Origin of the sequence: Cedecea davisae (assembly GCF_044095835.1) — a bacterium.
GTDB lineage: Bacteria > Pseudomonadota > Gammaproteobacteria > Enterobacterales > Enterobacteriaceae > Cedecea > Cedecea davisae.
The window spans coordinates 2,102,937-2,128,173 of sequence record NZ_CP172054.1; the positions used below are offsets into that span (position 1 = coordinate 2,102,937).

Annotated in this window: 26 protein-coding genes; 21 read left to right on the plus strand and 5 right to left on the minus strand. The window is 51.3% G+C overall.

What is annotated here, in order from left to right; all coding sequences use genetic code 11:
- Positions 1-45: 45 nt before the first annotated feature.
- Entirely contained in the window at positions 46-636 is a 591-nt protein-coding gene (locus ACG1VR_RS10435) for a terminase small subunit (RefSeq protein ID WP_395490872.1), read from the plus strand.
- Complete coding sequence (locus ACG1VR_RS10440) at positions 633-2,111, plus strand: terminase (protein ID WP_395490873.1); 1,479 nt, start codon at positions 633-635, stop codon at positions 2,109-2,111. The genes ACG1VR_RS10435 and ACG1VR_RS10440 overlap by 4 nt, the downstream gene beginning before the upstream one ends.
- Positions 2,112-2,154: 43 nt before the next feature.
- Here the strand turns inward: ACG1VR_RS10440 and ACG1VR_RS10445 are convergent, their stop codons facing one another.
- Entirely contained in the window at positions 2,155-2,733 is a 579-nt protein-coding gene (locus ACG1VR_RS10445; RefSeq protein WP_395490874.1) for a hypothetical protein, read from the minus strand.
- Positions 2,734-3,393: 660 nt separating this feature from the next.
- Here ACG1VR_RS10445 and ACG1VR_RS10450 point away from each other — a divergent pair.
- Genes ACG1VR_RS10450 through ACG1VR_RS10520 form a run of 15 tightly spaced genes read left to right on the plus strand, consistent with a single transcriptional unit; the run spans position 3,394 to position 18,661 of the window.
- On the plus strand, positions 3,394-3,600 hold the full coding sequence (locus ACG1VR_RS10450; protein ID WP_395490875.1) for a hypothetical protein: 207 nt from the start codon (positions 3,394-3,396) through the stop codon (positions 3,598-3,600).
- A gap of 9 nt (positions 3,601-3,609) precedes the next feature.
- On the plus strand, positions 3,610-5,271 hold the full coding sequence (locus ACG1VR_RS10455) for a portal protein (protein WP_395490876.1): 1,662 nt from the start codon (positions 3,610-3,612) through the stop codon (positions 5,269-5,271).
- The gene (locus ACG1VR_RS10460; protein WP_395490877.1) at positions 5,268-5,567 is read left to right on the plus strand and encodes a hypothetical protein; all 300 of its coding nucleotides are present in this window, start codon (positions 5,268-5,270) and stop codon (positions 5,565-5,567) included. The genes ACG1VR_RS10455 and ACG1VR_RS10460 overlap by 4 nt, the downstream gene beginning before the upstream one ends.
- A complete protein-coding gene (locus tag ACG1VR_RS10465) occupies positions 5,564-5,887 on the plus strand; it encodes a phenylalanyl-tRNA synthetase subunit beta (protein WP_395490878.1) in 324 nt (107 codons plus the stop codon). The genes ACG1VR_RS10460 and ACG1VR_RS10465 overlap by 4 nt, the downstream gene beginning before the upstream one ends.
- Positions 5,888-5,899: 12 nt before the next feature.
- Positions 5,900-6,607, plus strand: coding sequence for a peptidase (locus ACG1VR_RS10470; protein WP_395491089.1), 708 nt, complete (start codon positions 5,900-5,902; stop codon positions 6,605-6,607).
- A gap of 13 nt (positions 6,608-6,620) precedes the next feature.
- On the plus strand, positions 6,621-7,607 hold the full coding sequence (locus tag ACG1VR_RS10475) for a major capsid protein (protein ID WP_395490879.1): 987 nt from the start codon (positions 6,621-6,623) through the stop codon (positions 7,605-7,607).
- Positions 7,608-7,660: 53 nt separating this feature from the next.
- Positions 7,661-8,098, plus strand: coding sequence for a Bbp16 family capsid cement protein (locus ACG1VR_RS10480; RefSeq protein WP_395490880.1), 438 nt, complete (start codon positions 7,661-7,663; stop codon positions 8,096-8,098).
- Positions 8,099-8,108: 10 nt separating this feature from the next.
- A complete protein-coding gene (locus tag ACG1VR_RS10485) occupies positions 8,109-8,450 on the plus strand; it encodes a hypothetical protein (protein ID WP_395490881.1) in 342 nt (113 codons plus the stop codon).
- A gap of 50 nt (positions 8,451-8,500) precedes the next feature.
- Positions 8,501-8,821, plus strand: a complete 321-nt coding sequence (gp10, locus tag ACG1VR_RS10490) for a capsid staple protein (RefSeq protein WP_395490882.1) — start codon at positions 8,501-8,503, stop codon at positions 8,819-8,821.
- The gene (locus ACG1VR_RS10495; protein WP_395490883.1) at positions 8,821-9,420 is read left to right on the plus strand and encodes a hypothetical protein; all 600 of its coding nucleotides are present in this window, start codon (positions 8,821-8,823) and stop codon (positions 9,418-9,420) included. Before gp10 ends, ACG1VR_RS10495 begins: the two co-directional genes overlap by 1 nt.
- Positions 9,420-11,888 carry a hypothetical protein gene (locus tag ACG1VR_RS10500; protein WP_395490884.1) on the plus strand — a complete coding sequence of 823 codons (2,469 nt, stop codon included), beginning with the start codon at positions 9,420-9,422 and terminating at the stop codon, positions 11,886-11,888. The genes ACG1VR_RS10495 and ACG1VR_RS10500 overlap by 1 nt, the downstream gene beginning before the upstream one ends.
- Positions 11,888-12,352 carry a hypothetical protein gene (locus tag ACG1VR_RS10505; protein WP_395491090.1) on the plus strand — a complete coding sequence of 155 codons (465 nt, stop codon included), beginning with the start codon at positions 11,888-11,890 and terminating at the stop codon, positions 12,350-12,352. Before ACG1VR_RS10500 ends, ACG1VR_RS10505 begins: the two co-directional genes overlap by 1 nt.
- Positions 12,352-12,930 carry a hypothetical protein gene (locus ACG1VR_RS10510; protein ID WP_395490885.1) on the plus strand — a complete coding sequence of 193 codons (579 nt, stop codon included), beginning with the start codon at positions 12,352-12,354 and terminating at the stop codon, positions 12,928-12,930. Before ACG1VR_RS10505 ends, ACG1VR_RS10510 begins: the two co-directional genes overlap by 1 nt.
- The gene (locus ACG1VR_RS10515) at positions 12,930-15,644 is read left to right on the plus strand and encodes a transglycosylase SLT domain-containing protein (protein ID WP_395490886.1); all 2,715 of its coding nucleotides are present in this window, start codon (positions 12,930-12,932) and stop codon (positions 15,642-15,644) included. The genes ACG1VR_RS10510 and ACG1VR_RS10515 overlap by 1 nt, the downstream gene beginning before the upstream one ends.
- Entirely contained in the window at positions 15,644-18,661 is a 3,018-nt protein-coding gene (locus ACG1VR_RS10520; protein ID WP_395490887.1) for a hypothetical protein, read from the plus strand. Before ACG1VR_RS10515 ends, ACG1VR_RS10520 begins: the two co-directional genes overlap by 1 nt.
- 3 nt (positions 18,662-18,664) lie before the next feature.
- On the opposite strand, the gene ACG1VR_RS10525 is transcribed toward ACG1VR_RS10520, so the two are convergent.
- Positions 18,665-19,099: a hypothetical protein gene (locus tag ACG1VR_RS10525; protein ID WP_395490888.1), complete on the minus strand. Its 435-nt coding sequence runs from the start codon at positions 19,097-19,099 to the stop codon at positions 18,665-18,667.
- A 19-nt stretch (positions 19,100-19,118) separates the two neighbouring features.
- Between ACG1VR_RS10525 and ACG1VR_RS10530 the strand changes: the two genes are divergently transcribed.
- Both ACG1VR_RS10530 and ACG1VR_RS10535 read left to right on the plus strand, forming a co-directional pair.
- Positions 19,119-19,568, plus strand: coding sequence for a hypothetical protein (locus tag ACG1VR_RS10530; protein ID WP_395490889.1), 450 nt, complete (start codon positions 19,119-19,121; stop codon positions 19,566-19,568).
- Between the two features lie 25 nt (positions 19,569-19,593).
- Positions 19,594-19,905, plus strand: a complete 312-nt coding sequence (locus ACG1VR_RS10535; RefSeq protein WP_395490890.1) for a hypothetical protein — start codon at positions 19,594-19,596, stop codon at positions 19,903-19,905.
- 29 nt (positions 19,906-19,934) lie between these two features.
- Here ACG1VR_RS10535 and ACG1VR_RS10540 read toward each other — a convergent pair whose 3' ends face one another.
- Together ACG1VR_RS10540 and ACG1VR_RS10545 are read right to left on the minus strand one after the other, a co-directional pair.
- Positions 19,935-20,480 carry a hypothetical protein gene (locus tag ACG1VR_RS10540; RefSeq protein ID WP_395490891.1) on the minus strand — a complete coding sequence of 182 codons (546 nt, stop codon included), beginning with the start codon at positions 20,478-20,480 and terminating at the stop codon, positions 19,935-19,937.
- Positions 20,481-20,755: 275 nt separating this feature from the next.
- Positions 20,756-21,496: a Bro-N domain-containing protein gene (locus ACG1VR_RS10545; RefSeq protein WP_395490892.1), complete on the minus strand. Its 741-nt coding sequence runs from the start codon at positions 21,494-21,496 to the stop codon at positions 20,756-20,758.
- Positions 21,497-21,917: 421 nt separating this feature from the next.
- Between ACG1VR_RS10545 and ACG1VR_RS10550 the strand changes: the two genes are divergently transcribed.
- Complete coding sequence (locus tag ACG1VR_RS10550) at positions 21,918-22,616, plus strand: hypothetical protein (RefSeq protein WP_395490893.1); 699 nt, start codon at positions 21,918-21,920, stop codon at positions 22,614-22,616.
- A gap of 34 nt (positions 22,617-22,650) precedes the next feature.
- On the opposite strand, the gene ACG1VR_RS10555 is transcribed toward ACG1VR_RS10550, so the two are convergent.
- Positions 22,651-22,920 (minus strand): hypothetical protein, encoded by a 270-nt coding sequence (locus tag ACG1VR_RS10555; RefSeq protein WP_395490894.1) that lies wholly within the window; start codon positions 22,918-22,920, stop codon positions 22,651-22,653.
- Positions 22,921-23,116: 196 nt separating this feature from the next.
- Between ACG1VR_RS10555 and ACG1VR_RS10560 the strand changes: the two genes are divergently transcribed.
- Complete coding sequence (locus ACG1VR_RS10560) at positions 23,117-25,165, plus strand: phage tail protein (RefSeq protein ID WP_395490895.1); 2,049 nt, start codon at positions 23,117-23,119, stop codon at positions 25,163-25,165.
- Positions 25,166-25,237 lie beyond the last annotated feature (72 nt).

The window sequence follows — 25,237 nt, forward strand, 5'->3', positions numbered from 1 at the left end:
GCGTGTTAATATTACCAAAAAGGTACTTATAACCAGGTGGTAACGATGGTCGCTAACCCGAAACGGAAATCAACGCAGTACAAGCCGCTGACGGCGAAGGTCGAAGCGTACTGCCAGGAATACATTAAATGCCCGGAGAACCAGACCCAGGCCGCGATTAATGCCGGGTATTCGCACAAGACGGCGGCCAAGTTCGCCAGCCAGAACATGCGTGATGAGCGCGTGCAGAAGCGTATCGCTGAACTAATGGCAGAGCGCAATAAGCGCCTGTGCGTCAGCGCTGATTACGTCCTGCTGCGGCTGGTGGAAATCGACAAGATGGACGTGCTGGATATACTCAACGACGACGGCGGGTTAAGGCCGGTTAGCGAATGGCCAAAAGTATGGCGGACATCAATCAGCGCGATGGATATAAACCGCATAACGATGGCTATGAAAGAAGGTGAGGACGATATCGAGTCAACGCTACAGAAGGTTAAATGGCCAGACAAGGTGAAGAACCTCGAGTTAATCGGTAAGCACGTCGATGTAATGGCGTTCAAAGAGCGTCTGGACGTTAACGTCAATGTCACCATTGCAGACCGCATGGCCGCCGCCCGCCGCCGCCTGGCAAAATCGAAAGGCGGTGATGAATGACCGATGCCGCCAACCTTTCCCCGGAAGAGCAACTGATCGAGGACATAGCCGGGTTTACGCATGATCCGCTCGGCTATTCGCTCTACGCATTCCCATGGGGTGAGGATGGCACCGAGCTTGCTCACGCATCTGGTCCCCGCCAGTGGCAGGCCGACGCATTCCAGGAGATAGGCGAGCACTTGCAGAACCCGACCACCCGGCATCAGCCGCTGATGATTGCCCGGGCATCCGGGCATGGTATCGGCAAATCCGCTTTTATCTCGATGCTGATTAACTGGGGCATGTCTACCTGCGAGGATTGTAAGGTGGTGGTTACCGCAAACACCGATAACCAGCTGCGCACCAAGACCTGGCCGGAAATCATCAAATGGTCGAACCTGGCCATAACCTCCGAGTGGTTCACTACCACAGCCACGGCGATGTACAGCAACGATCCCGGCCACGATAAGCGCTGGCGCGCCGACGCCATTCCATGGAGCGAACACAACACCGAGGCGTTCGCCGGGCTTCACAACGAGCGTAAGCGCATCATCGTGGTTTTCGATGAGGCATCGAACATCGCGGATCTGGTGTGGGAAGTAGCAGAAGGAGCGCTGACCGACGAAGACACGGAAATCATCTGGGTGGCGTTCGGTAACCCGACTCGTAACACCGGGCGTTTCCGCGAGTGCTTCCGAAAATACCGGCACCGTTGGAAGGCAAAGCAGATAGATAGCCGTACGGTGGAAGGCACCAACAAACAGCAGTTGCAGAAGTGGGTGGATGACTACGGCGAGGACAGCGACTTTGTGAAAGTTCGTGTCCGCGGCATATTCCCTGACGCGTCTGAGAACCAATTCATTCCCTCTGGCCTTACTCAGCCAGCGGTGGGAAGGGTTATCACCGAGGCGCAGGTAATGCATGCAGCAACGGTTATTGGCGTTGACCCATCACACCAGGGTAAAGACCCGGCAGTTATATACCTCCGCAAAGGTTTACACTGCAAGAAATTGGGCGAGTATCCACGCACAACAGATGATGTATGGTTCGCCAAGGTAATTGCCGACTTTGAAGACCAATACCAGGCTGACGCGGTGTTTATCGACTATGGATACGGAACCGGCCTGAAATCCGTGGGTGATAACTGGGGGCGTAACTGGACGCTGATAGGGTTCGGTAGCGGCACATCAGATCCTGAGATGGGAAATAAGCGCGGTGAAATGTACAAATCAGCCCGCGACGCGCTGAAACTCGGAGCTCAGCTTGATACTCAAGACCTTGCCGACGAGCTAAGTGCACCTGAATACAAAGTTCGCCTTAAGGACAGCCGGAAGATTTTACAGGACAAGGATGAAATCAAAGAGGTGCTTGGACGGTCGCCGAACAATGCTGATGCTTATGTGCTTACCTACGCTTTCCCTGTCGTGAAAAAACAGTTTGGAATGCCAGGCCAGCAGCAGGGTAGAGCCATCACGGATTATGATCCGTATGCATGAAAAAGCCCGCGCATCGGCGGGCTAATTGTGACTGGTCACGGTGTTAGTCTCTTAAATATCTGTCGGTATTATGAACCATCTCCCCGGTTACTAATTCAGACGTGATGCTGTTTACTATCACTGATGTGTGCGGATGGTGATTTTCGCTAAGATATTTCATGAGCGGCTCAACTGCGGCGATAAATAAATCCTTTTCGATAACCTTCACCGGTTCACTAGGCATGATGAATGGCTTGGATATTTTGTCAAATCCAGCATTGATGGCCTCAGCCAGGCCTTCGGCAGCTGGTTTGCTGAATGCGCTGGTTTGCAAAATCGCTTTATCCAGGCATTGCAACTTAGCGTTGAAGCGCTGCTCTTCTTCAGTGGTGGTATTGGAGATGTTGCAGGTTGTATCAGTGGCGCTTTCGGCTTTTGCTGCTAACCAATCGGATTCAGTAACTGAAATTCCGGCATCATCAGCAACGGCTACACCCACGAGATGGGCAGGGGAGAAGATAGATGTCGAGTATTCCTCTCCATATGGAGTGCCATGGAACACGCCATCGCGTGACTGTGTCAGGCGAATCATACTGAATGGCCACTGGTGAAGATGTTTCGCCAAAATATTAACTGTTTTCATAATCTCACCTTAAAAAAATGCCCGGCGAACCGGGCGAACTGGAAGCAATAGGAGTTTGGTTTTCACAGCAGGAAGTCATCGCAATGGCGTCCTGGTGTAAAAAGGGCGGTGGTCAGTAAGGGAATAACTGCCACCGCCAAGACTACACACAGCATTTCTTACTTCTGGTACCACGCTGGCTACGTGATTGGGTTGTGGTGGTGGTGCCTCCACCTGCCAGGCTGGCAACACCCGGCGACGTCAGACTATCTAAAGCGTTTCATTTTCAGTGTTTGAAAACATGCCTCGCCGCGAGCGCTTAGCCGCAATTGCCACAACGGTAGGCATCTTCCAGTTGCGTTTAACTGCCAACCACATTAGTGAAAGGGAGTTCTGAACGATGCCTGCCGTTGTGCCCTCGTCTCTTCCGAGGTGCCACACCGTATCGCCGCGATGGTGAGTCGCCATGTCAGGTAGTTACAAGACCCGGCTTGCACATTCCGGTTTATCCCGTCGGTATGAGTACGCAAAGGAGCCTTCGGGACCGCTAGCGATGCATGTGCCATACACCGTGTTATTACCAATAAGGTAATAATTACATTGTAACCTGTCAATATACTACGTCAAATAATTCTTATGTGGTTTAATTGGTAATAATTAAATCGCATTGGAGTTAACGCTATGTGCATGGGAAGTACACCATCAGCACCGGCAGCGCCGGAGATTCAGGCAGCACCTCAAGAGCAGGATGCTGCTGTTACTGGCGCGCGTGATGATGAAGAGCGCCGCCGCCGCGCTGCGGCTGGCCGCAACTCTACGCTGCTGACTGGTGCCCAGGGCGATACGTCCACAGCAACAACCAGCGGCAAAACGCTGCTCGGCCAGTAAGGGTTAACGATGCCGGATACTCTGAAGGAGCAGTTGCAGAAAGAGCTGAGCCAGCTTAAGCAGGACAGAAGCTCTTTTGAGCCGCACTGGCAAGACCTGAGCGAGTGGATTAGCCCGCGCAGCAGTCGCTTCCTGAAGAGTGACGTTAACCGCGGCGACCGCCGCAACACTAAGATTGTTGACCCGACAGCCACCATGGCTAACCGTACTTTGGCCTCCGGCATGATGTCCGGGATCACAAGCCCGACGCGACCATGGTTCAAGCTGGCAACACCTGATCCCGAGATGATGGACTACGGCCCGGTGAAGATGTGGCTGGAGACTGTACAGAACCGTATGAACGACATGTTCAATAAGTCGAATCTGTACCAGTCACTGCCAATCATGTACGGCAGCCTTGGCACCTATGGCACCTCTGCTATGGCGGTACTCGAGGATAACGAGGACATAATCCGCACGTATCCGTTCCCGCTTGGCAGCTTTTACATTGCGAACAGTCCGCGTCTTAGTGTTGATACTACATACCGTGAATTTTCCATGACCGTGCGCCAGATGGTGCAGATGTTTGGCATCGATAAGGTCAGCACCTCCGTTAAGGGTTTATGGGAAACCGGCGCTTATGAAACGTGGATTGAAGTTGTCCAGGCCGTTTACCCGAACCTGAACCGTGATACAGGAAAGCTGGACGCGAAGAACAAGCTCTACAAGTCAGTGTATTACGAGGCTGGCGGCGACAATGACCGCGTGCTGCGTGAATCTGGTTTTGATGAGTTCCCGATTCTGGCGCCACGCTGGGAAGTAAACGGCGAGGACGTTTACGGCTCTTCATGCCCTGGCATGCTGGCGCTGGGTCAGGTTAAAGCGTTGCAGCTTGAGCAGAAGCGCAAAAGCCAGCTTATCGACAAGGCAACCAACCCGCCAATGGTGGGACCTTCTTCGCTGAAGAACCAGCGCGTTTCTCTGCTGCCAGGCGCTATTACTTATATCGACCAGATGGGTTCTCAGGACGGCTTTAAGCCTGCATACCTGGTTAACCCTAATACCGCCGACCTTCTGGCCGATATCCAGGACACGCGCAGCATTATCAACAGCGCCTACTTTACTGACCTCTTCATGATGCTTCAGAACGTGAATACCCGCTCTATGCCGGTTGAAGCGGTGATCGAGATGAAAGAAGAGAAGCTGCTGATGCTCGGGCCGGTACTTGAACGCCTGAACGACGAGTTTCTTGATCCGCTGATCGACCGCTCGTTCTCCATCATGGTGAAAAAGAACCTGCTCCCGCAACCGCCGGACGTGATGCAGGGCATGCCGCTTCGCATCGAATACATCTCAGTTATGGCTCAGGCACAGAAAGCTATCGGGCTGGGCAGCCTTGAGCGCTTTGTTGGCTTCGTAGCGAACATGGCGCAGGCCAAGCCTGAGGCACTCGACAAGCTCAACGTTGACCAGGCGATTGACAGTTATGCGATTATGTCAGGCGTTTCTCCGACGGTTGTTGTCCCTGAAGAGGACGTGCAGGCCACACGGCAGCAGCGCGCCCAACAACAGCAGCAACAGCAGGCTATGCAAATGGGCATGGCAGCAGCGCAGGGCGCTAAAACGCTTAGCGAGGCGCAGACAGCTGATCCGAGTGTTCTTTCCGCAATGGCCGGAGTTCCCCAGCAATGACCGATTTTGATGAAGATAAGCTGAGGGCTGAAAGAGAGATAAATGCGCGTGACCTGTCACGTCAAGAGGCTGAAGACATCAACCTGGTGATGAGCACTGAAGCTGGCCGCCGCGTGATTTGGTCAGTGCTGGAACAGGGGCGCGTGTTCTCTGCAATTCCCCCAATGGACGCTCTGGCAATGGCATTCAACGAGGGGCAGCGCAATCTGGCGTTGGCGCTGTTTCAGCGCGTTATGCAGCACTGCCCGGATCAGTACCTGAAGATGGCCACAGAGGCTAGCGAGGAAAAATCATGACACAGGTTCAGACACAAAGGGTTGTCCGTTTCGATGGCTCAAACCAAATCGTGGAAATACCAGATCCGGCACCAGCTGTGATTGGTGCTCCAACTGCTTCTGATTACGGCGGTGTGAAGTTGGGTGCGGCAATTGCAGCTCCAGCAGCTATGACGGCAACAGCAGATACCGCATCTACCGCAAGCGATGTAGCCGGTTTACTGACTGACCACAACGACCTGGTTTCCAAGTACAACGCGCTACTTGCTGACACTACTGCTTTGCGTACCGTGCTCGCCTCTGTGCTGGCGCAGCTTAAAGCAAAAACAATCCCGGTTTAACGGAGAGAAATGATGAATTTGTTTGAACGTCTCATGTTCCGCCGACTGTGTAATGAGCAGGCAGGTGAAGGCGGTGAGTCTGCCGCAGCATCTACCGGATCAGAATATTCTCAGGGATCCGGTGAAGGCCAGCAGCAACAGCAGAATCAGGAGCAAACCCAGGGGCAGAAAGATGAGGAAGGCACTGAAACTCAGAAGACTGAAACTGAGCTAGCTGCTGAAAAAGAAGCAACAGAGAAAGCTGCTAAGGAGCAGAAGTCTGACGGCGCACCGGAGAAATACGAGTTCAAAGCCGCTGAAGGCCAGGCACTTGATGAAGTCGCGATCAAAGAGTTTGAGCCAATTGCTCGCGAGTTGAACCTGACTAACGAACAAGCTCAGAAATTCGTTGACGTCTATTCCTCTAAAATTCTGCCGCAACTGCAACAGCAACAGGTAGAGAAATGGACTAAGCAAACCGAGCAGTGGGCAGCCGATGTCAAGTCTGACAAAGAGATCGGCGGCGACAAGATGACGGCTAACGTCGGTCTGGCTCAGAAAGCCTTCGACCAGTTCGGCAGCCCAGAACTCAAAGAATACCTGAACACCACCGGGCTGGGTAACCACCCTGAAATCATTCGGGCGTTCATGAAGGTCGGTAAAGCCATGTCAGAAGACGACATGGTTATGACCGGTAACACTGGCCAGCGTAGTGCGGCCGAAGTTTTGTACGGCAAATAAGAGGATATGAACTATGGCTGTTAAAGGCGTAATTGCGCTGACGCTGGCCGACTGGGGCAAGCGCATCGATTCCGGTGGCAAGGTAGATAAAATCATCGAGCTACTGGGCCAGACCAACCCGATTCTCCAGGACATGCTGATTGTTGAAGGCAACCTGCCTACCGGGCACAAAACAACCATTCGCTCCGGGCTGCCGTCGGCAACCTGGCGTTTGCTGAACTATGGTGTGCAGCCGAGCAAGTCAACCACTGTCCAGGTTACTGACGGTGTCGGCATGCTGGAAACCTATGCCGAGATTGATAAGTCTCTGGCTGACCTGAATGGTAATACCGCTGAATTCCGTCTGTCCGAGGATCGCGCCTTCATTGAAGCAATGAACCAGCAGATGGCGCAGACGTTGTTCTACGGCGACTCCAGTATCAACCCTCAGCAGTTTATGGGCTTGTCATCTCGTTATTCAAGCAAGACGGCTGGTAACGCTCAGAACATCATCGACGCAGGTGGCACCGGTACCGATAACTCATCCATCTGGCTGGTGGTTTGGGGTGAAAACACAGTCCATGGCATTTTCCCTAAAGGACAGAAAGCTGGATTGCACATGGAAGACAAAGGGCAGCAGACGCTGAAAGACGCCAACGGCGGCCAGTACGAAGGTTATCGCACGCATTATAAGTGGGATAACGGCCTGGTGCTGCGCGACTGGCGTTACGTTGTTCGCATCGCCAACATCGATATTAGCGACCTGTCAACACCAGGGTCAGCGGCAAACATCGTTACCCTGATGATTAAAGCGCTGCACCGCATCCCTAACCGTGGCATGGGCAAGCCAGTGTTCTACATGAACCGTACCATTGCCCAGGCTCTCGACCTGCAATCTCTGGATAAAGCCTCTCTGGCAATTTCCGTTAAAGAGACGGAAGGCGAATGGTGGACTGCATTCCGTGGCGTGCCAATCCGCGAAACCGATGCGCTTCTGGAAACCGAAGCACGCGTAGTTTAACCCCTGACTTTAACCGGCGGCCCGGTGACGGGCTGCCAAACGGAGAGAAAAAAATGATCACCGACAAACTGTTGATGTTCTCCGAAGCGCAGGCGGTAACCGCTACCGCAGCTTCAACTGATGTGATTGACCTCGGGCCAATCGACGGCACGCGCCGCGATATCGGCGTGGGCTATCCGCTGGAGTTCTGGACTCTGGTCAACACCAATGCAACCGCAGCCGGTGCGGCAACTGTTAACGTTCAGTTGCAAACCAGCCCTGATAATTCCACTTGGACCACCATTTCCAGTAGTGGCGATCTGGCGCTGTCTGCTCTGGTTGCAGGTAAGCGAATTGTTTCCCAGAAGGTTCCTGCGGGCGTTCAGAAATATCTTCGCATTAACTATGTTGTCGGCACCGGCCCGCTGACTGCTGGCGCGTTCACAGCCGGTATTAACCTGGATGTGGACAACAACACTGCATATCCAACCCGCTCGAAAATTACTGGTTAAGGGGATTTAGATGTCAGGTGAAAAAGCAAAATACCGCGTGCTTCGCCTCTCTCACATCCACAACCAGTTATGGGAAGAGGGTGCAGAGGTTGAGTACGACGGCGTGCCAGGCAGCGCCCTTGAGCCGCTGAACGATGCGGCCAAAAAGGCGAAGGCAGCAGGTAAGAAATTGCCTGTAGAAATCACCGCCGGGGGCCAGGGTGGCAATGAGCCGCTGAATGATGGCGATGATGAGCTGGAAAAGCTTCGTGAAGAGTATGAAGCACTTTTCGGAGATAAACCCCATTTCAACACCAAAGCCGAAACTCTCCGCGAGAAAATTGCGGAAGAGCGCCAGCGGCTGGGCGTGTAACCGGCACTCACAAGGGGCCGGTTGGCCCCTTTCTTTTCTGGAGCAGAACTATGGAACTCGTAAATTTAAAGACCGGCACCGATAGCTACCAGGATGAAAACGGGAAAACGCAGACCCGTGATGATTATCCATGGGGCCTTTGCATCACTCTCAACAACGACACGCTGAACAAACTGAAGGCGCAGCCACAGGCGGTTGGCACTGAGGTGATGATTACTGCAAAAGCGATAATCAAAGGTATTTCTGCTCGAGAAACTGACGATGGCACCAACCGCAGCGCTGACCTACAGATCACCGATATGGCGATTGCACCTGTCGGTGAAGCTAACCAGAAAACCGCCGCAGAAACACTGTACGGGAGTGATGAGTAATGGCTTCGGTTATCGAAATCTGCAATATCGCGCTGAGCCGCATAGGCAATAGCCGCTCTATCAATAGCCTTACCGAGCAAAGCAAAGAGGCCGGCGCGTGCAGTCTGCACTATGAAGCCTGCCGTGATGCAACCCTGAGTGATTTTCCGTGGCCGTTTGCCACCAAGCGCATTGCTCTTGCAGATACAGGTAACCCTCCTCCTGACTGGCAGTATGCCTACACATACCCGCCGGATTGCAAACGTATCATTGAAATCATGGTGCCCGGAGTGCGCAACCCAACTGAGGCTATGCGCATTCAGTATGTCGTTGGAGCTGATGATTCTGTCACTGGAAAGCTTATTTATACCGATCAGCCTCAGGCATGGTTGAAATATGTCGCCCAGGTTACTGACGTGAACATGTTTGATGACATTTTTCGTGACGCATTGGCCTGGCGACTGGCCGGAGAAATTGCGATGCAGCTAACTGGTGCACGCGATCAGGGCAGCATGCAAATGTACGGTAGCACCATTCTTAGCGCCGGTTCGCGCAGCCTGGAAGAGTCTCAGGAGCCGCCGCAGCCAGAGAGCGAATTTACTATTGCGAGGTTGTCATAATGGCTTTTAGTTTGATTCAGCCGAGCTTCGCCGGTGGCGAAATTGGCCCGTCGCTTTATGGCCGCATCGATATGGCTAAATACGCCGTGGCGCTGCGCAAATGCCGTAACTTTGTTGTGCGCCAGTATGGCGGGGTGGAGAACAGGCCTGGTACGAAGTTTATCGCCGCGGCTAAATATGCAGATAAGAAGTGCCGCCTGATCCCGTTCCAGTTCTCAACTGTGCAGACGTATGCGCTGGAGTTTGGCGACAAGTACATGCGCGTTTACAAGGACGGTGGCCAGGTTCTGGTTACCGATACCACAACTATTTACGAACTGGTCACGCCATACGCTGAAGCCGACTTGTTCCGCCTGAAGTTCACCCAGTCAGCTGACGTTTTGACTATCGTTCACCCAGCATACCCGCCAATGGAGCTTCGCCGCTACGCGCATGACAACTGGCAACTGGTGGAGGTGGAAACAAAGAACGGGCCATTCGAAGAAATCAACGTTGATAACACGGTGAAGGTTTACGCCAGCGCCAGCACCGGCACTGTTACGCTAACTGCCAGAACCGCGATATTCGGTGCCGAGCAGGTGGGCAAGCTTTTCTATCTCGAACAGCCGGCGGTTGATTCCGTGCCGGTATGGGAAACGAGCAAGACCACCGTCGTGAATGATATTCGTCGTGCGGACAGCAATTACTACCGTGCAAACACTGCGGGAAAAACTGGCACGCTGAGGCCTTCTCATACAGAGGGAATGTCGTGGGATGGATGGAGTGGAGATTCCGGCGTGCAGTGGGAGTACCTGCACTCTGGATTTGGCATTGCCCGGATCACGGCTGTGGCTGCCGATGGACTGACGGCCACGGCAACCGTTATTTCTTACCTTCCTTCGCAGGTCGTTGGCTCAGCTAATGCCAGCTATAAGTGGGCGCGTTTCGCATGGAACAGCGTCAATGGCTATCCGGGAACGGTAGTTTACTATCAGCAGCGCCTCTACTTTGCTGCGTCTACAGCATATCCACAAACCATCTGGGCAAGCCGTACTGGTGACTATAAAGACTTCGGCAAGAATAACCCGCTTCAGGACGATGACCGGATTATCTATACCTACGCCGGGCGGCAAGTTAACGAGATTCGCCACCTGATTGATGTAGGTTCGCTGGTGGCCCTTACCTCTGGTGGTGAATATCAGATCACCGGCGACCAGAACAAAGTGCTTACCCCAAGCTCTTTCGCGTTCAGCTCTCAGGGCTCTAACGGCTCGAGCAACATCCCGCCGATTGCCGTGGCAAACATCGCCCTGTTTGTGCAGGAGAAGGGGAGTGCCGTGCGGGATCTGGCTTACTCGTTCGACGTCGATGGGTACCAGGGTAACGACCTGACGATACTGGCAAACCATTTGTTCGCCAATCACACGCTGGTGGACTGGTCATTCTCCATTGTGCCTTATTCAATCGCGTGGGCGATCCGCGATGATGGCATGCTGCTGGCGTTGACATATCTCCGTGAACAGCAGGTTTTTGCATGGGCACCGCAGCCAACCACCGGAAGATTCGAGTCAACTGTATGCATCAGCGAAGGTGGTGAGGATGCTGTTTATTTCGTGGTAAACCGCACCATCAATGGCCAGGTAAAACGCTATGTTGAGCGCCTGCAAACCCGACAGTTCACCAGTGAAGAGGATGCGTTCTTTGTCGATTGTGGCTTGAGCTATGACGGTCGTAGCGTCAGCGGGCGCACAGTTACCATCTCGGGCGGCACCGAAGAGTGGAATTACCAGTGGCAGTACACGCTTACCATAAGCGGGGCAGCGTATTTTACTGCTGGTGATGTTGGGGCTCAGATCCAGTTGCCGTATACAGAAGCAGACGACGATACCGGTGCGGCAGTATATAAGCAGTTGCGCTGTGACATCGTGGCATTCGTGAACGGGAACACCGTGACCATTTCAGCTAACCGCAATGTACCGTCGCAGTTCCAGGCTATCGCCACATCTAACTGGCGAATGGCGAGAGAGCACTTTGCTGGCCTTGATCATCTTGAAGGACAGACGGTGAGCATTCTTTCTGATGGCAACGTTGAGCCGCAGAAGGTGGTTAACGGTGGTGCTGTTACGCTGGAATCACCGGGTGCAGTAGTTCATATCGGACTGCCAATCACAGCGGAATTTGAAACGCTGGACATCAATATCAACGGCCAGGAAACGCTGCTGGATAAGAAGAAGCTAATGCCGACCGTTAGCCTAATTGTTAACGCCAGCCGCGGCATATTCGCAGGCACGGATAAAGAGCACCTTTACGAATACCCACAGCGAGAGTTCGAGTTCTACGACGATCCGGTTTCCGATGCCACCGGCGTTGTTGAGGTCAAACTCGAATCGCAGTGGGATAAAGCCGGGCGCGTGTATATCCGACAATCTGACCCGCTGCCACTCTCTGTTCTGGCTGTAATACCTCGCGTCTCCGTAGGTGGTGCATGATGAACAGCACCAACATTGTCCCGGCCACTGCCGATCATGTGGCCGCGCTACTACCTAATATCCGAGAAGCTGACGTAGCAGAGTTCATCGCAGCATCCGGGCAAACTCCGGTAGAAGTTCTTGAACACGCGCTACGCGTCTCGACCAGGGCGTGGGCCGGGGTAGTTAAAGGTGAAGTGATCGGAATCTTCGGTGTTGCACCTTCATCGCTTATCGGCGGAAGGGGTACGCCATGGCTGGTAGGTTCAACGCTGATTGAGCGTAATTATCGAATCTTTCTGCGCAACTCCAGACCAGTAGTTAGCGAGTTCCTTTCACTGTATCCGCACCTTGAAAACTTCGTAGATCAGCGAAACCACGTCGCTAAAGCATGGCTGCACTGGCTTGGCTTTCATCTTGAAGACCCTACGCCATACGGTGTGCAGGGTCTGCCTTTCCACCGATTCCACATGGAGAAAAAATAATGTGTGACCCAACAGTGATCGGCGGTGCTGTGCTGGCAATGTCAGCCATGCAGGCATACAGCCAGAACCAGCAGGGGAAATATCAGGCAGAGGTGGCAAACCAGAATGCCAGTATTGCCGAGCAGCAGGCGCAGGATTCCATCAACCGTGGTAACGACCAGGCTGATGAGGTGCGCCGTCGTAACCGGCAGGCAGCCGGTACTCAAGCCGCAACAATGGGAGCTACCGGGGCAGACTTAAGTTCGGGTAATGCACTGGACATCTTCGGCGACACCGCGCAGTTCGGCCAGCTTGATGCGCTGACGACGGTGAACAATGCGCAGCGTGAAGCGTATGGCTTCCAGGTACAGGCCATGAACTCCAGGGCAGAGGCTAACGCCGCGCGATCTAATGGTCGTACCGGCGCATTAACCACAATTCTCACTGCTCCACTACAGGCATATGGCGCATACCAGATGGCGGGTGGAACATGGAACCCGTTCTCCAAGGCTATCTCTTCCGGCGGTGGAACCACGCCAATGCTTTCAGATAAGAGCTTCGTTAATAGCAGTCCACAATTCAAAATAGGGGGCTACTGATGCCAGTCGTTCCAACAGTGCAAGGCCGCCAGGTACAAAGCACCGGCGTGCAGACAGGCGGCTTTACCGCAGCACCAACGCAGGATGCGTTCGGGGCTATCGCTAATGTCGGCGAGAAATATGTCGGTGCCTTTGCCGAGGCAAAACAGCGCGCTAATGTGGCGATGGCGCAGGACGCGGGATTGAAGCTTAGCCAGGCTGAAGAAGATCTTAAAACTCAGCTCTATAGCTTGCAGGGTAGAAATGCCCTTGGTAAGGGGCAAGAATTCACACAGAAATATAGTGAGCAAATTCAGGAGCTTTCTGACTCGCTCCCTGATGATGCATCTCGCCAAATGTTCATGCAGCAGGCCAGGCAGCAGCAAATACAGTTTCAGGGGAACGTTGGGCGGTATGAATTAGGCCAGGTTAATGCTTTTGAGGATGATCAGCATAATGCTACCAGGCAATTGCAGATACAGAAGGAGGCTGACGCCTGGAACGATCCGCAGGCTGCTATTCTGGCTAAAAACACTCGTACCGTTGCCACTGCGAGGTTTGGTGCCGCGCGCGGATGGTCTCAGGAACAAATCCTTGCCGAGATAGAAAAAGACAACCAGGCAGCTACTGAGCTAAGAGCCAAAAATTATGCTGTTTCAAACCCACTCGGCTGGATGAATGGCGATTTTTCAGGTTTAGAACAAAACAGCAGCGGTATGGATTTACGAGCCATTGGCATAGTTGAGTCTGGTGGCAAGCATTTCTCCGATGACGGTACGGTTATCCAGGGGCCGGTAACGAAGTCAGGGGAGAGGGCGCAGGGACAGTACCAGTTGATGCCAAAAACAGGAAAAGAACTGGCAGCTAAACGAGGCGTTGAGTACAACCCAAATGACCCAGAGCAACATGCTCAATTGGCTAAAGATTACTTGGGTCAACTGTATTCTAAATACGGTTCAGAAACTCTTACCGGAGCGGCCTATAACTGGGGGCAGGGTAATGTTGATGAGCTTATTGCCAAGGTTGGAGATCCACGCAAGGGGGAAATTTCACAGACTGATTTTATTAGGAATCTACCTGCTGAAACGCGCGGTTGGCTGGCCCGCTATAACAAAAATAAAACCGGGATGGATCCGCTTACAGTCTACCAGATTGATAATCTTGCTAATGCGCAGATAGAGAAGCAGCGTAGCCTTGTGCTCAAATCACTGGAACCGATGTATAACAACACTCTCGCCCAGTTGAACAATGGTGAGGTGCCGGATGCGATGCCATCAATTCCATCGATAATGTTCGGGTTTGGCCCGCAGGGTAAAAAAATGGTTACCCAGCTAAATATTGCGATGGACAGCGCTAAAAAATTCCAGGCAATTCAGTATCTCGATCCTGCAAGGCAGCAAGCGGAACTGGTGCAGATGAAGCCGCAGGTTAATGACCCGGATTATGCTTTAAAGCTCGATGCCTATGGAAAGCTATCCTCTCTTGTCCAACGGTCCAATGAAGTGATTAAGGATCAGCGAGATTCCCGCAGGTTCAATGAAGCATTGTCTACAGGGGAAAAACTGGACCCTACTGATAAATCTATGCAGAAAGCGGCTGACTATACTCAGGCTGCCCAGAACTTTCGCGTAAATGACACAGGAACGCACAATGACATTGTGCAGCAGGTAGCACAAACCGGCATTATTCCTTCTCAGGTAACATCGCAACTCCAGGCGATCTCCCGTGCCAAAAGCCCGCAGGTTGTCATTGAAGGCGCTCAGCTATTCAATCGACTATATGATGCTGATATGGCTTCCGTTGGTGACATGCCGAAAGATATGCAGAGTTTTTACCTCACCGTGAAGCAGCTCAGCGACGCCGGGATGGCTCCTGAGTCCGCGGTAGATCATGCGCAGCAGGTAACCTACAACCAGACAGATGCTTTGAAACAGCAGCTAGCATCAACTCAAGGGACAAAGGATTACAAAAAAGAGCGCGACAGTGCCATGGATTCCTCAGTTAGCAAGATGTCAGGCTTCTTTAGTTGGGGTGGGCCGTCCGCTGACGATAGCAATGCTGACGCAGCAAGGTTCAGAAATGACTATCAAACCATCTACGATGTTAACTATCGCAGCTCTGGCGGTAACGCGGAAGTAGCGAAGAAGATGACCAACCAGCAAATCGCTCGCACCTGGAGCATCAGCGAGGTTAACGGCGACGCTAAGTTGATGAAGTATGCGCCTGAAGCTTTGTATAACCATGGTCCATCTGGTTGGCAGTCAGCGCAATGGAAAGCCGAGAAAGAACAACTGATGTACGGCGACCGCAAAGAAACCATCACCACAAGCCCTACATCTTTGGGTATCACTTCAGGTAGTGCGCCAGAAGCACAAACCACGATCCCTAAATCCCGCATCGGTGGCGAGCTTGAAATCACGCCTGACGTACTTACTCCTCAAGGATTTGGCTACGCAATTATGGTGCGCACAAAGAGTGACGAAGGAGTTGAAACCGTACAACCACTATACGACAAGTCTGGACAGGTAAGTCGCTGGAAACCTTCGCTGGAAGACTGGGGGCCATATCAGAAAATGCAGCAGGAACGCGAGCAGCAAGAGCAGCAGGAACTCATCAGAGGCCAGGAAATTCGTGGCTTTAAAGATAAGCACAACGCCATCGATGAGCAGTACAAAACTTTCCACAATGACCGTGTTAACCGTTTCAAAAACTACTTCTCATGGGGTGATGAATAATGCCTGTGTTTTCTTTACCAGATGAATTCTCAAATGGTTACACTCCTGGCGGGAGTATATTGCCACAGCCAACAGGGTTTGATGTTCCTCTCCCGGCGGGTCAAAATCCCGCACCGCCGGAAGAACAACCTTCAGTGTGGGGCGCTGCTTTTCGCCAGAATAACCTGCTGGCCGGGATGTTTCGCCCGTCGAAGCAGTTCGAAAACCAGGACGGGTACAACCCGTACACGGACAAAAATGAGCTGCACGGCTACGAACAGTGGGGATCCGCATTCGTTGATTCGCGTTCTCCGGAAGAAACGGCATGGATAAAACAGCAAATTGATTACGAGAACGAAGACCGTCGCGTACTGGCAGATGCTGGCGGCGAGGGTGTGCTCGCCAGTATCGCGGCTGGCGTTGTTGATCCGGTAACTGTCGCATCGATGTTTATCCCCGGCGTCCAGGGCGGGGCCGTTGCCCGCATTGCTTCACAGGTTGCTATCGGCGCAGCCGGTACCGCACTAAGCGAGATCGGGCTTAATAACCAGCAGATTACCCGCACATGGGGCGAAAGCGCGTCTCATGTCGCCGCAGGCGCTTTGCTTAGCGGTGTGTTTGCCAGTGCCGGTGCGGCGTTGTCCCCAGCCGTCAGAACAGCGGCCACGCGGGAGGTGGAGGACGCGCTGGATAATATGCGAGTAACCTCGCCGGTGGATGCAGCGGCAGATGCCCTGCCTAACGGGGGGAGTGTCGGCGCGGCGCGGATCAGCGAAGCCACCCTGGAAGATTTAACCCCTGCTGGTGGAGCGGTCAGTAAAGCCGCCCGCAAAGCAGGTAGCTATCTCACGCCGATTACCCGCTTGATTGAGTCTCCGTCGCTGACCTCCCGCCGCACTGCGCTCGAGCTGGCAGAGAACAATTTCACGCTAGAGGGAAATTTACGTGGTATCGAAACGCCGGTGGCCGCAGAAACTCGCGTTCGTGGCTGGCGCCGGGAAGAGGCGGCTGTAGTCGTCACCAATAAACAGGCATACACCAAATATAAGGCTGGCGGTGGCAATCTTAGTTCCAGTGAATTCAGGGAGGAGGTTGGTAACGCCATGCGCAACGATGACATACACAGTAACCCTGTGGTGCAGGAATCTGCCCAGGCTATGCGGCAGGTAGTGAATAAAGTCAAAGTCGCGCAGCAGAAATTAGGGCTGCTGCCGGGTGACGATGAACTGAAAGCTATAGGTCAGACCAGCTATTTCCCGCGAGTGTACAAAGTCGGCAAAATCATTAAAGAGCGGGACCTGTTCAGAAACTTGCTTGTTAACTGGTGGTCACGCGGTGCCATGGCGATGACGCATGAAGAAGCTGGAATAGCAGCAGATGTGGTTATTAATAAAATAACCGGAGCTAAAATACCTCAAGATTTTGCAAATGTTTTCGCGGTCAAGGCTGCTGGTAGCACAAAAGAAAGAACACTTAATGTTCCTGACAACCTGATGAAAGATTATCTCGAAAGTGACGCTAACTATGTTTTGCAGCGGCATGTTCGTGAGGCAGCATCGGAAATTGAACTTACCCGGGCATTTGGCAACAGAACAATGTCTGAAAGGTTGAAAGATATCCAGGACGAATATGATGATTTGTTACGTGCACTACCTGGTAAACTGGAAGATGAGCAAGCAAAAAAATTAGAAAACATGAAATCAAATATGTCTCAGGAGGATTACGACGCATTTATTGAGAGCAAACTGGAGTCTTTTGATAATAAGCTTTATAAGAAAATTGAAAGGGAACAGGCCAAACTGGCGAAGGCGCGTGAAAACGATATTCGCGATATCACAGCGTTACGTGATCGCCTTGCTGGCACATACGGGATGCCAGATGACCCATCATCGTTCTTTGTTCGAGCCGGCGATTTTCTGCGTAGCGCTAACTTTGTCACTAAGCTTGGCGGCATGACTGTTTCGGCAATACCCGATCTGGCTCGCGGTGTCATGGTGAACGGCTTCAGTAATATCGCCCGCGGCTATGGCGCTCTGATAACCAAGTCACCGGCATTTCTCGCCGCCCGGGCAGAGCAGAAAAAGATGGCGGTGGGACTAGAAACCATTCTGCACAGCCGCGCACGCACAATGGGCGACCTTGTAGACAGCTCATCACGCACTACCGCTGTGGAAGCGGGCATGGAACGCGTTACTGAGGCTTTCGGTAAACTCACGATGATGGGCCATTTCGATGACATGAACAAATCAGTAAACGGCCTGATAACCTCTGACGGCATTCTTTCAGGCGCGTTCCCGGCGCAACGCCTGGCAAAGCTCGGCATTAACGAAAATATGGCGTCGCGCATCCAGGCGGAATTCAGGGTACACGGCGAGAAAATCGATGGCTGGCATATCGGCAACTTTGATAAGTGGGACGACCAGCACGTCGCTGGGATATTCCAGGCAGCGGTGCTGAAGGACGTGAGCAATACCGTTGTTACTCCTGGGATCGGTGATACGCCGTTGTGGGCCAGTACGCCGCTTGGCAAAACCGTATTCCAGTTTAAATCCTTTACCACTGCATCGTATAACCGCGCCACGCTTGGCGGCTTGCAGGAAGGAACAGCGCAATTTTATTACGGAACCGCTTTCCAGATCGGTCTTGGCGCGTTGACTTACGCTTTGAAGCAGGCGGCTAACCAGCGAGATATTGACTGGTCACCACAAAAGTTGGTACTGGAGGGTATCGACCGTTCCGGCATCCTAGGCCCGCTCATGGAATATAACAACATGGCGGAAAAGGCGTCCGGCGGCATGGTTGGCCTGGGGGCAATTCTCGGCACCGGCACGCAGTCTCGTTACGCCAGTCGCGGATTCATTGGCTCAGCTTTGGGCCCAACCTTTGGTCTGTTGGATACCATCACCGATGTAACCTCTGGTGTACTCAACGGCGATGCTGGCGACAGAGTGCTTCACAATGTGCGCACCCTGCTGCCTGGAAATAACCTGTTCTGGATTGCCCCCCTGATTAACCAAGTTGATCCTGGGATGCGATAGCTGTTACTCACATGAGGTGATATTTACAGTATTATAGATTTTTCCTGAGGGGTGGGAATATATGTAACTAACCTCGCCCCCGAGACGAATAAAAGAACGAAGAGGGTTTTTACCAGCGCAAACTCCTGACTTTGCTAACTCAGACATTCTAGTTTTTACCACTCCAGGTTGAATATGATTCTTAATGGCAGCATCGATCATTTGCTCTTCTGTCATGTCTATTCTAACGTTGGCAATGATTTTGTTATCACTTGCGTCAATTGCAAGCATTTCAACGGAATCAGATAGCGTAATTGGCAAGTGAGGCCTAACTTCATTAACTATTTTAATTGCTTTTTGGCATATGTCTGTTTCTATGATGTTTGGTGCGCACGCGCTTGCTGCTAATGTCGTTGAAGAGGTTAGCATGCAAAAAACAAATAAAACTATATTTTTCATATATTACCCTGAGGTTACCATGTTAGGACGATTGATTAACAGAATAATGGGCAAAGGGAATGCTGGCAACGATGATCACTTTCTCAGCTTCAAAGATAACCAGTCAGCATTCGACTACGCCTGCCAGTTTATGGACAGCAAGATACAGATGGATAAACCGATGCTAGCAATCGTCGAGCCGGGCCCGACAGGAGAGCAGCCAATTCAAATGGACTCGGGTAGACAAAGGACTATCCTCAGAGTCTGTTCTGATGATGGCGGGTTTATGGTTGTGGCCGATTCTGCTTACGATAAAGGTCCACGATTGAGGATTGGCGATTTGGTGGCTTGGTTGCCAGTTGATTATGCAGCGGAGCTTAAAGGGCAGGTTGATGATCCAAGGTTCGCAATCATGGGTTTTATCGTGGGAACGTTACATCCTGTTCTTAGCGGAGAGGGTTGGAAAGCGAAGGATAAATTTCACAACTAGCGTGACCAGTCACAAGGGAAAAAACATGAAAAATATCTTTTTAATTTCGGCACTCCTTTTACCTATTTCCAGCTATGCAGCCGTCTATGGTGGCTCTAACCTGGGGTACTCTGGCTATCCTGAGTTCTCAGAGATTGAACCGTCTCAGCCTTACTCAAGCGATCAGTATGCAATGGATAGCTATAAGCGTGAGGTTGAGAATTATGTGGCTAAGGCAAAGCAGTACGTTGAGGATGCTGATTCAGACGCCAAGAGAGTAAGGAAAGCTCAGCAAGAGGCCATTGATAAAGCTAATGCTGTAGTAGCAGATTACAACAGAAAAATGAACAGCTATTAACACCCTACAAAAAAGCCCGCGCTGCGGGCTTAGTTTTTCCACTTATCGGAAAATAAATCCTCATCAAGTGGCATTTCTTTCGTTTTGGTTTGTTCGAAGAACTTATAGCTGATTGAAATCATCGACTCTGTTAACTCTTTCTTTTCGCTTGAAGAGTGAGCATTTTCATCGACAAAAAACATTACTAATGCATCCCTTTTTTCGTTTACTGAGTAGATAAGAAAACTGTCACTGGTTGGCGCATAACGTACTGCTACAGATCCAATATTTCTCCATGCATCCCAGGCGGATTCTTTCCCCCTAATATTTTTATCACTTTCTTCTGGAGTATAATTTTTCGTATCTACGTGACTATGTCTTACGTGCAGGTTCAAAATCTCTGCTGGCCTGGCGAAGGCTGCATTCTTCCCAAAATCAGGGTGGTAGCCATTTTTCCAAAATTGAGCGAAGGCATCTGCAATTTTTTGTAACTCTGGGTCAGAATTACAAAGGGTCGAGAAATTCTTAGTATGAAAGACTCGACCCTTATATGTATAAACTTGTTCTTTATCATTCTGCGACGCAGACGAACTCATAGTTATCCTTATCGTTACGAGAGTCATAGAAAGCGTGAGACACATAAGCCGAATGTTCTGCGGTCATGGTTACCCTAGTGTACTCAACACCTTCATTTTCGGAACGTCTTGCGGCACTACGTGCGTTCTGCACTTGCAGCTCTTCGTTGTAGCGCATGACACCACCTCATAATTTAAAGATTCATTACTGAACCCGTTTACCAATAAGGTAATTCTACATTAGTTGACGGGATCGTCAATGTGTAGTTTATGAGCGCATCCTTGCGCTGCATTACTCAGTGGCTCTTCGCCTGCTTAATGATGTATTCCGCATGAGTCAGCATGTCACCAATCGCCTTGCGCTGCTGAAGCAGGCAGTAGCGGATCACCTCCAGTTCGCGGTATGCACCGGCCACCTCATGGTTATTGCTTCCCAGTTCGCGCAGCAGGGCGTGAAGCTGTAGCCCTTCGCGTTCCTCAGAGAGCAGGGCAGGAAGCACTTCGTCCGGCCCGATCTCGCAGTTGGAATAGTGGTACTGGTAATCTCGCATCTCGCGCAGGATCATCGGCACGCACTTCTCGGCAATGCGTTCTGCCGCTTTGCGGTCCGTTTCCTTCTTACTGCGGCGGCCGTCGCGAACGCTCAATGAGCTGGACACTTCCGGCAGTTGCTCCTGTACCGGTTTAGAGTAGCTACCCGTGCGGCGAATCTGCGGCAGCACCTCGCTGGTCACCCACTTGCGGAATCGGTAGGGGATTGTGCCTTTTCTTACTGCGTCACGGCAGCGAAGAATGAGGGTATAGAGGCCGGACTCGGAAATGATGGAAATGCTCTGAGGCCCCATTCCTGGCTGACTGTCGGTTAAACCGACGGTATCTTTCTCGTCATCATCCAGCTTAAGAAGTGCGTCTCGGTTGTTGGTAAGCCCGAGCGCATTACAGACATCAATTGCAACAAACCAAGGAGAACCGTTAATGGTAATAGCACGGATTTGAGTATTGGATTCGAAGGAAAAGACAGCAGGTTTAGCGTTCATGTGATCACCTTTGTAGTTCGGTTAATCACCACCGCTGAGACCAATCAGTTGGTGGTGAACTGTGCGGAGTTGGTCTTACCGGCTACAAAGGACCCGGCGCACCTTTCGGTGCCACCACACAGCCCACCATAATGCGAATGTGGCCGTGCTTAACGCATAAAAAAACCGCTCGCGCGGTAGATGCGCCTTTGTAGAAATCCGGGAGACCAATCCCGGCACCGGATTTTGCCGATGCAGGATCACTATGGCACACGTTTTTTTGTATGTAAAACCACCAAATTGGTAATTTAGGCAATTGGCCTATCATTGTAATTACCATTTTGGTAATGTTTTATGGCAAAACAAACGGGCATTACGCCCGCTTGATGTGGGTGGCGCTAACGACGCCAGCCTGACAACCATAAAACACTGGAGGTGCTTCATGCACAATCTACCACTGCATCAAAATAATGTCACTAACATCGATAGCCAGAGCCTGCTCGCAATGGTGAACGATGCTCGCAGGCAGTGCGGCGAGCCGGAAGTTCGCAACAATAAATTCATCGAAAAGATCGAGGATGAACTGGAGGGGGAGTTTTACACAAAAAGTGCAAAACCCTCTGGCATCAGTGGCGGTCGCCCTGTTGAGGTGATTGATATGTCCATCAAGCAAGCCCTCCGGGTTGCTGCTCGCGAGTCAAAAGCCGTTCGTCGCGCCCTGGTCGACAGGCTGGAGGATATGCAGGCAGCCCGGCCCGCATCACTTTCTCAGAATGAAATCATTGCCGCGATGGCAGTGGCGAACGTTGAGCAGGACAGGCGCATCCATGCTCTCGAGAAGCAAGTAAATGATATGGCGCAGGGCGCAATACCGGCAGGTTATCAGGGCTACTCTTATCTTTCAGGTAGAACGGGGCTTAGTGACAGGAAGTGTCGACAGCTTGTGGCTGCTTACGATGTGGAGCATAAGACCGTTCCGCATGTTGCCCCGACAGGTGCAGTTACCCGAATGACTGTGGTTCTTGAGCAAGATTTTATGGACAGCTTTAACCAGATGGTTTCTGAAGCCGAGAGGCGTGGATGCTATCACTTCCATGCTGCAATAGGTAAATTTATGCTTGCCGGGGGATTGCCAGCTTAAGACATCGACAGGCCGCGCATGCGGCCTTAGCTCATCACTGGTCGTGATTAAGGTTCTTTTTGATGATCGAAGTACAATAGTCCAGGTGAGAAAGCAGGTCCCCCATCGAAACATTGGTGCTACTGACGTAGTTTATCAGCGCCGTCAGCTCAGCCGCCGCCCCGCTAACGTCGTAACCGTCGCCGTCCAGAGCACGCAGCAACTTCATCAGGTTTGATTCGTAAACCAGTGCGCGAACCCCGGCATGGCTATGTATCCTCTCTTCGTCGCCCTCAATGAGCGGGTAGTTATACGGCGATGACATCCGATTACCTCCACCAATATACTGTATATTTATACATATATCAGAAGAAGATTAAACCTTCCAGAAAAAACTGATTACCAATAAGGTAATTTCTTAGCTCAAAAGGCAGCCGTTAATTCATATAAGGTTTTTTGGGCTATAGAATAACTGTCAGCGGCCGCGCCGGGCGAGCCGGTTCTCCGGAGTGAATAGAGAAATGACAGTCTCAACCGAAGTAGACCACAACGAATATACCGGGAATGGCGTTACCACATCTTTTCCGTACACCTTCAGGATTTTTAAAAAAGGCGATCTAGTAGTCCAGACGGTTGACCTGAGTGAAAACATCCGCGTGCTTATACTGGATACCGATTACAGTGTGACGGGAACCGGTAAGTACAGTGGAGGTAATGTTGTTCTTACCTCACCGCTGGAGAACAACTGGCGCATTGCTGTATCACGTGAGCTGCCGGTTACCCAGGAGACGGATCTGCGCAACCAGGGCAAGTTCTTTGCTGAAGTACATGAGGACGCTTTCGATAAACTTACGATGCTGATCCAGCAATGCTTCGGCGGTTTACGTCTGGCCCTGCGCAGGACGTCTTTTGTCGCTAACTTCTATGACGCGATGGGATATTACATCCGAAACCTTCGTGACCCGTCACGACCGCAGGATGCTGCGACAAAAAACTATGTTGATAGCGTGGCAAATACGAATCTTAGCCATACATTGAGGACGCCAGAGGCAATACCGCCGCTACCTGGAGTTGAGCAGCGCAAAAACAAAATTGTTGGCATGGACGATAATGGCAATCCGATTATGCTATTGCCAGAATCTGGCTCTGCTGCTGATGTGCTCATTGAGCTGGCTAAACCCACAGGCGCTAAGCGAATTGGCTACGGTGATGTGACTGTAGATGATGCCTTAAACAAGCTTGAAAAAACGCAGGGCAAGGATGGTTTTAACGCGGTAGGGCGGTTCCTTAATCTTGCAGAACTGCGAGCATTCCCGCCAGCGGCTGTTGGTGACGTGGTTTATGTTGTATCAGCAGCAAGCACCTCAATTGAAGATATCCATTATGGCGGAGGACATTTTCAGGCTGTAAGGAAACAATCACTCGCTGATGATGGCGGGGTGACCATTTTTCCATTAGGCGGAGCCTTGGCGTGGAGGAGGATAATTGAGGATGGCTATTATTCATTAGATATGTTCGGCGCGAAGCCAGATGGCGTGACGGAATCTGGTGATCAGATATTGAATGCCATGAAATTCGCAAGGATAAACCGAGTTGTTATGAATGCGTCTGCTGGAAAATATCTATCACATACCGGTATCCCAATCTGGAAGAGAAGTGGCCTTAAAGGCGGTGGGATAGGTGTTACAACAATAGCCAGAACAACTAATGATAAATATCACGTGACCGCCGGTAAAGACATCGATGCATATGTCCTCTTCCTCGGTGATTATATGGACGCTGATGATTACACTGCTGACTGTGAGAACGCCACTTTAACTGGTATAACTTTTATTAGAGAAGGATTAACCGGGAGGGGAAATAACACTTATTACGGCCTATGGCACCCTCGGCTTAACGTATCCTCATATTATGATCTTAGATTGGAATGTCCATATATCGGAGTCTACTTTGAAGAGGCGTGGTTTAACAAAATGCACGCACAAATTGTTGGCCTGGGTGTTAAGCAGTTTTACGGAGTTTATGGCGCAAAGTTAAGGGATGGTAAATATCTTCCATCAGGGACTAGCAACGATATCTGTATTGGCGTCACAAACTATCAAGTCGGACACTTCCTTGCTGGCATGCAGTACACCACTCTAAATTGTTGCACCTGCGATAACTGCGAGCCGATGTTAGACCTTGGTGAAACTAACGCAACAGCGTATCAGTTCATAAACCCCACTGGAATTACAATGAATTCATGCGGTTCTGAAGGGGTGGCCGGATCAAGAATTTCTTGCTCAATGACAGCAGATTACATTTATGATTGCACTGTTGTTGTTAACACATACCAGGGAATGATTGAGCAAAGAAACCCATCAGTAACGACACCGATTTTTAGAATACAAAGCGAGCATTTAACTAAAAATCTTTCAGTTATTTTTAATGCATGCAACATAAAAAAAGATGCATCACTTTCCAACCAAACTGTTGGTTTCGTTGGCGGTGCAAATACTTACCTTAATAATATAGGCAGTGTTATGGATCCTCCGACACTATCCGGGGGGGCTGTATTTAAATCTCTGTAAATAAATTGTTTTGTTACGGAGTTTTTTCATGCCAGCGCTGCCATTAAAAGGTAATTATTAACCGTATGCGGT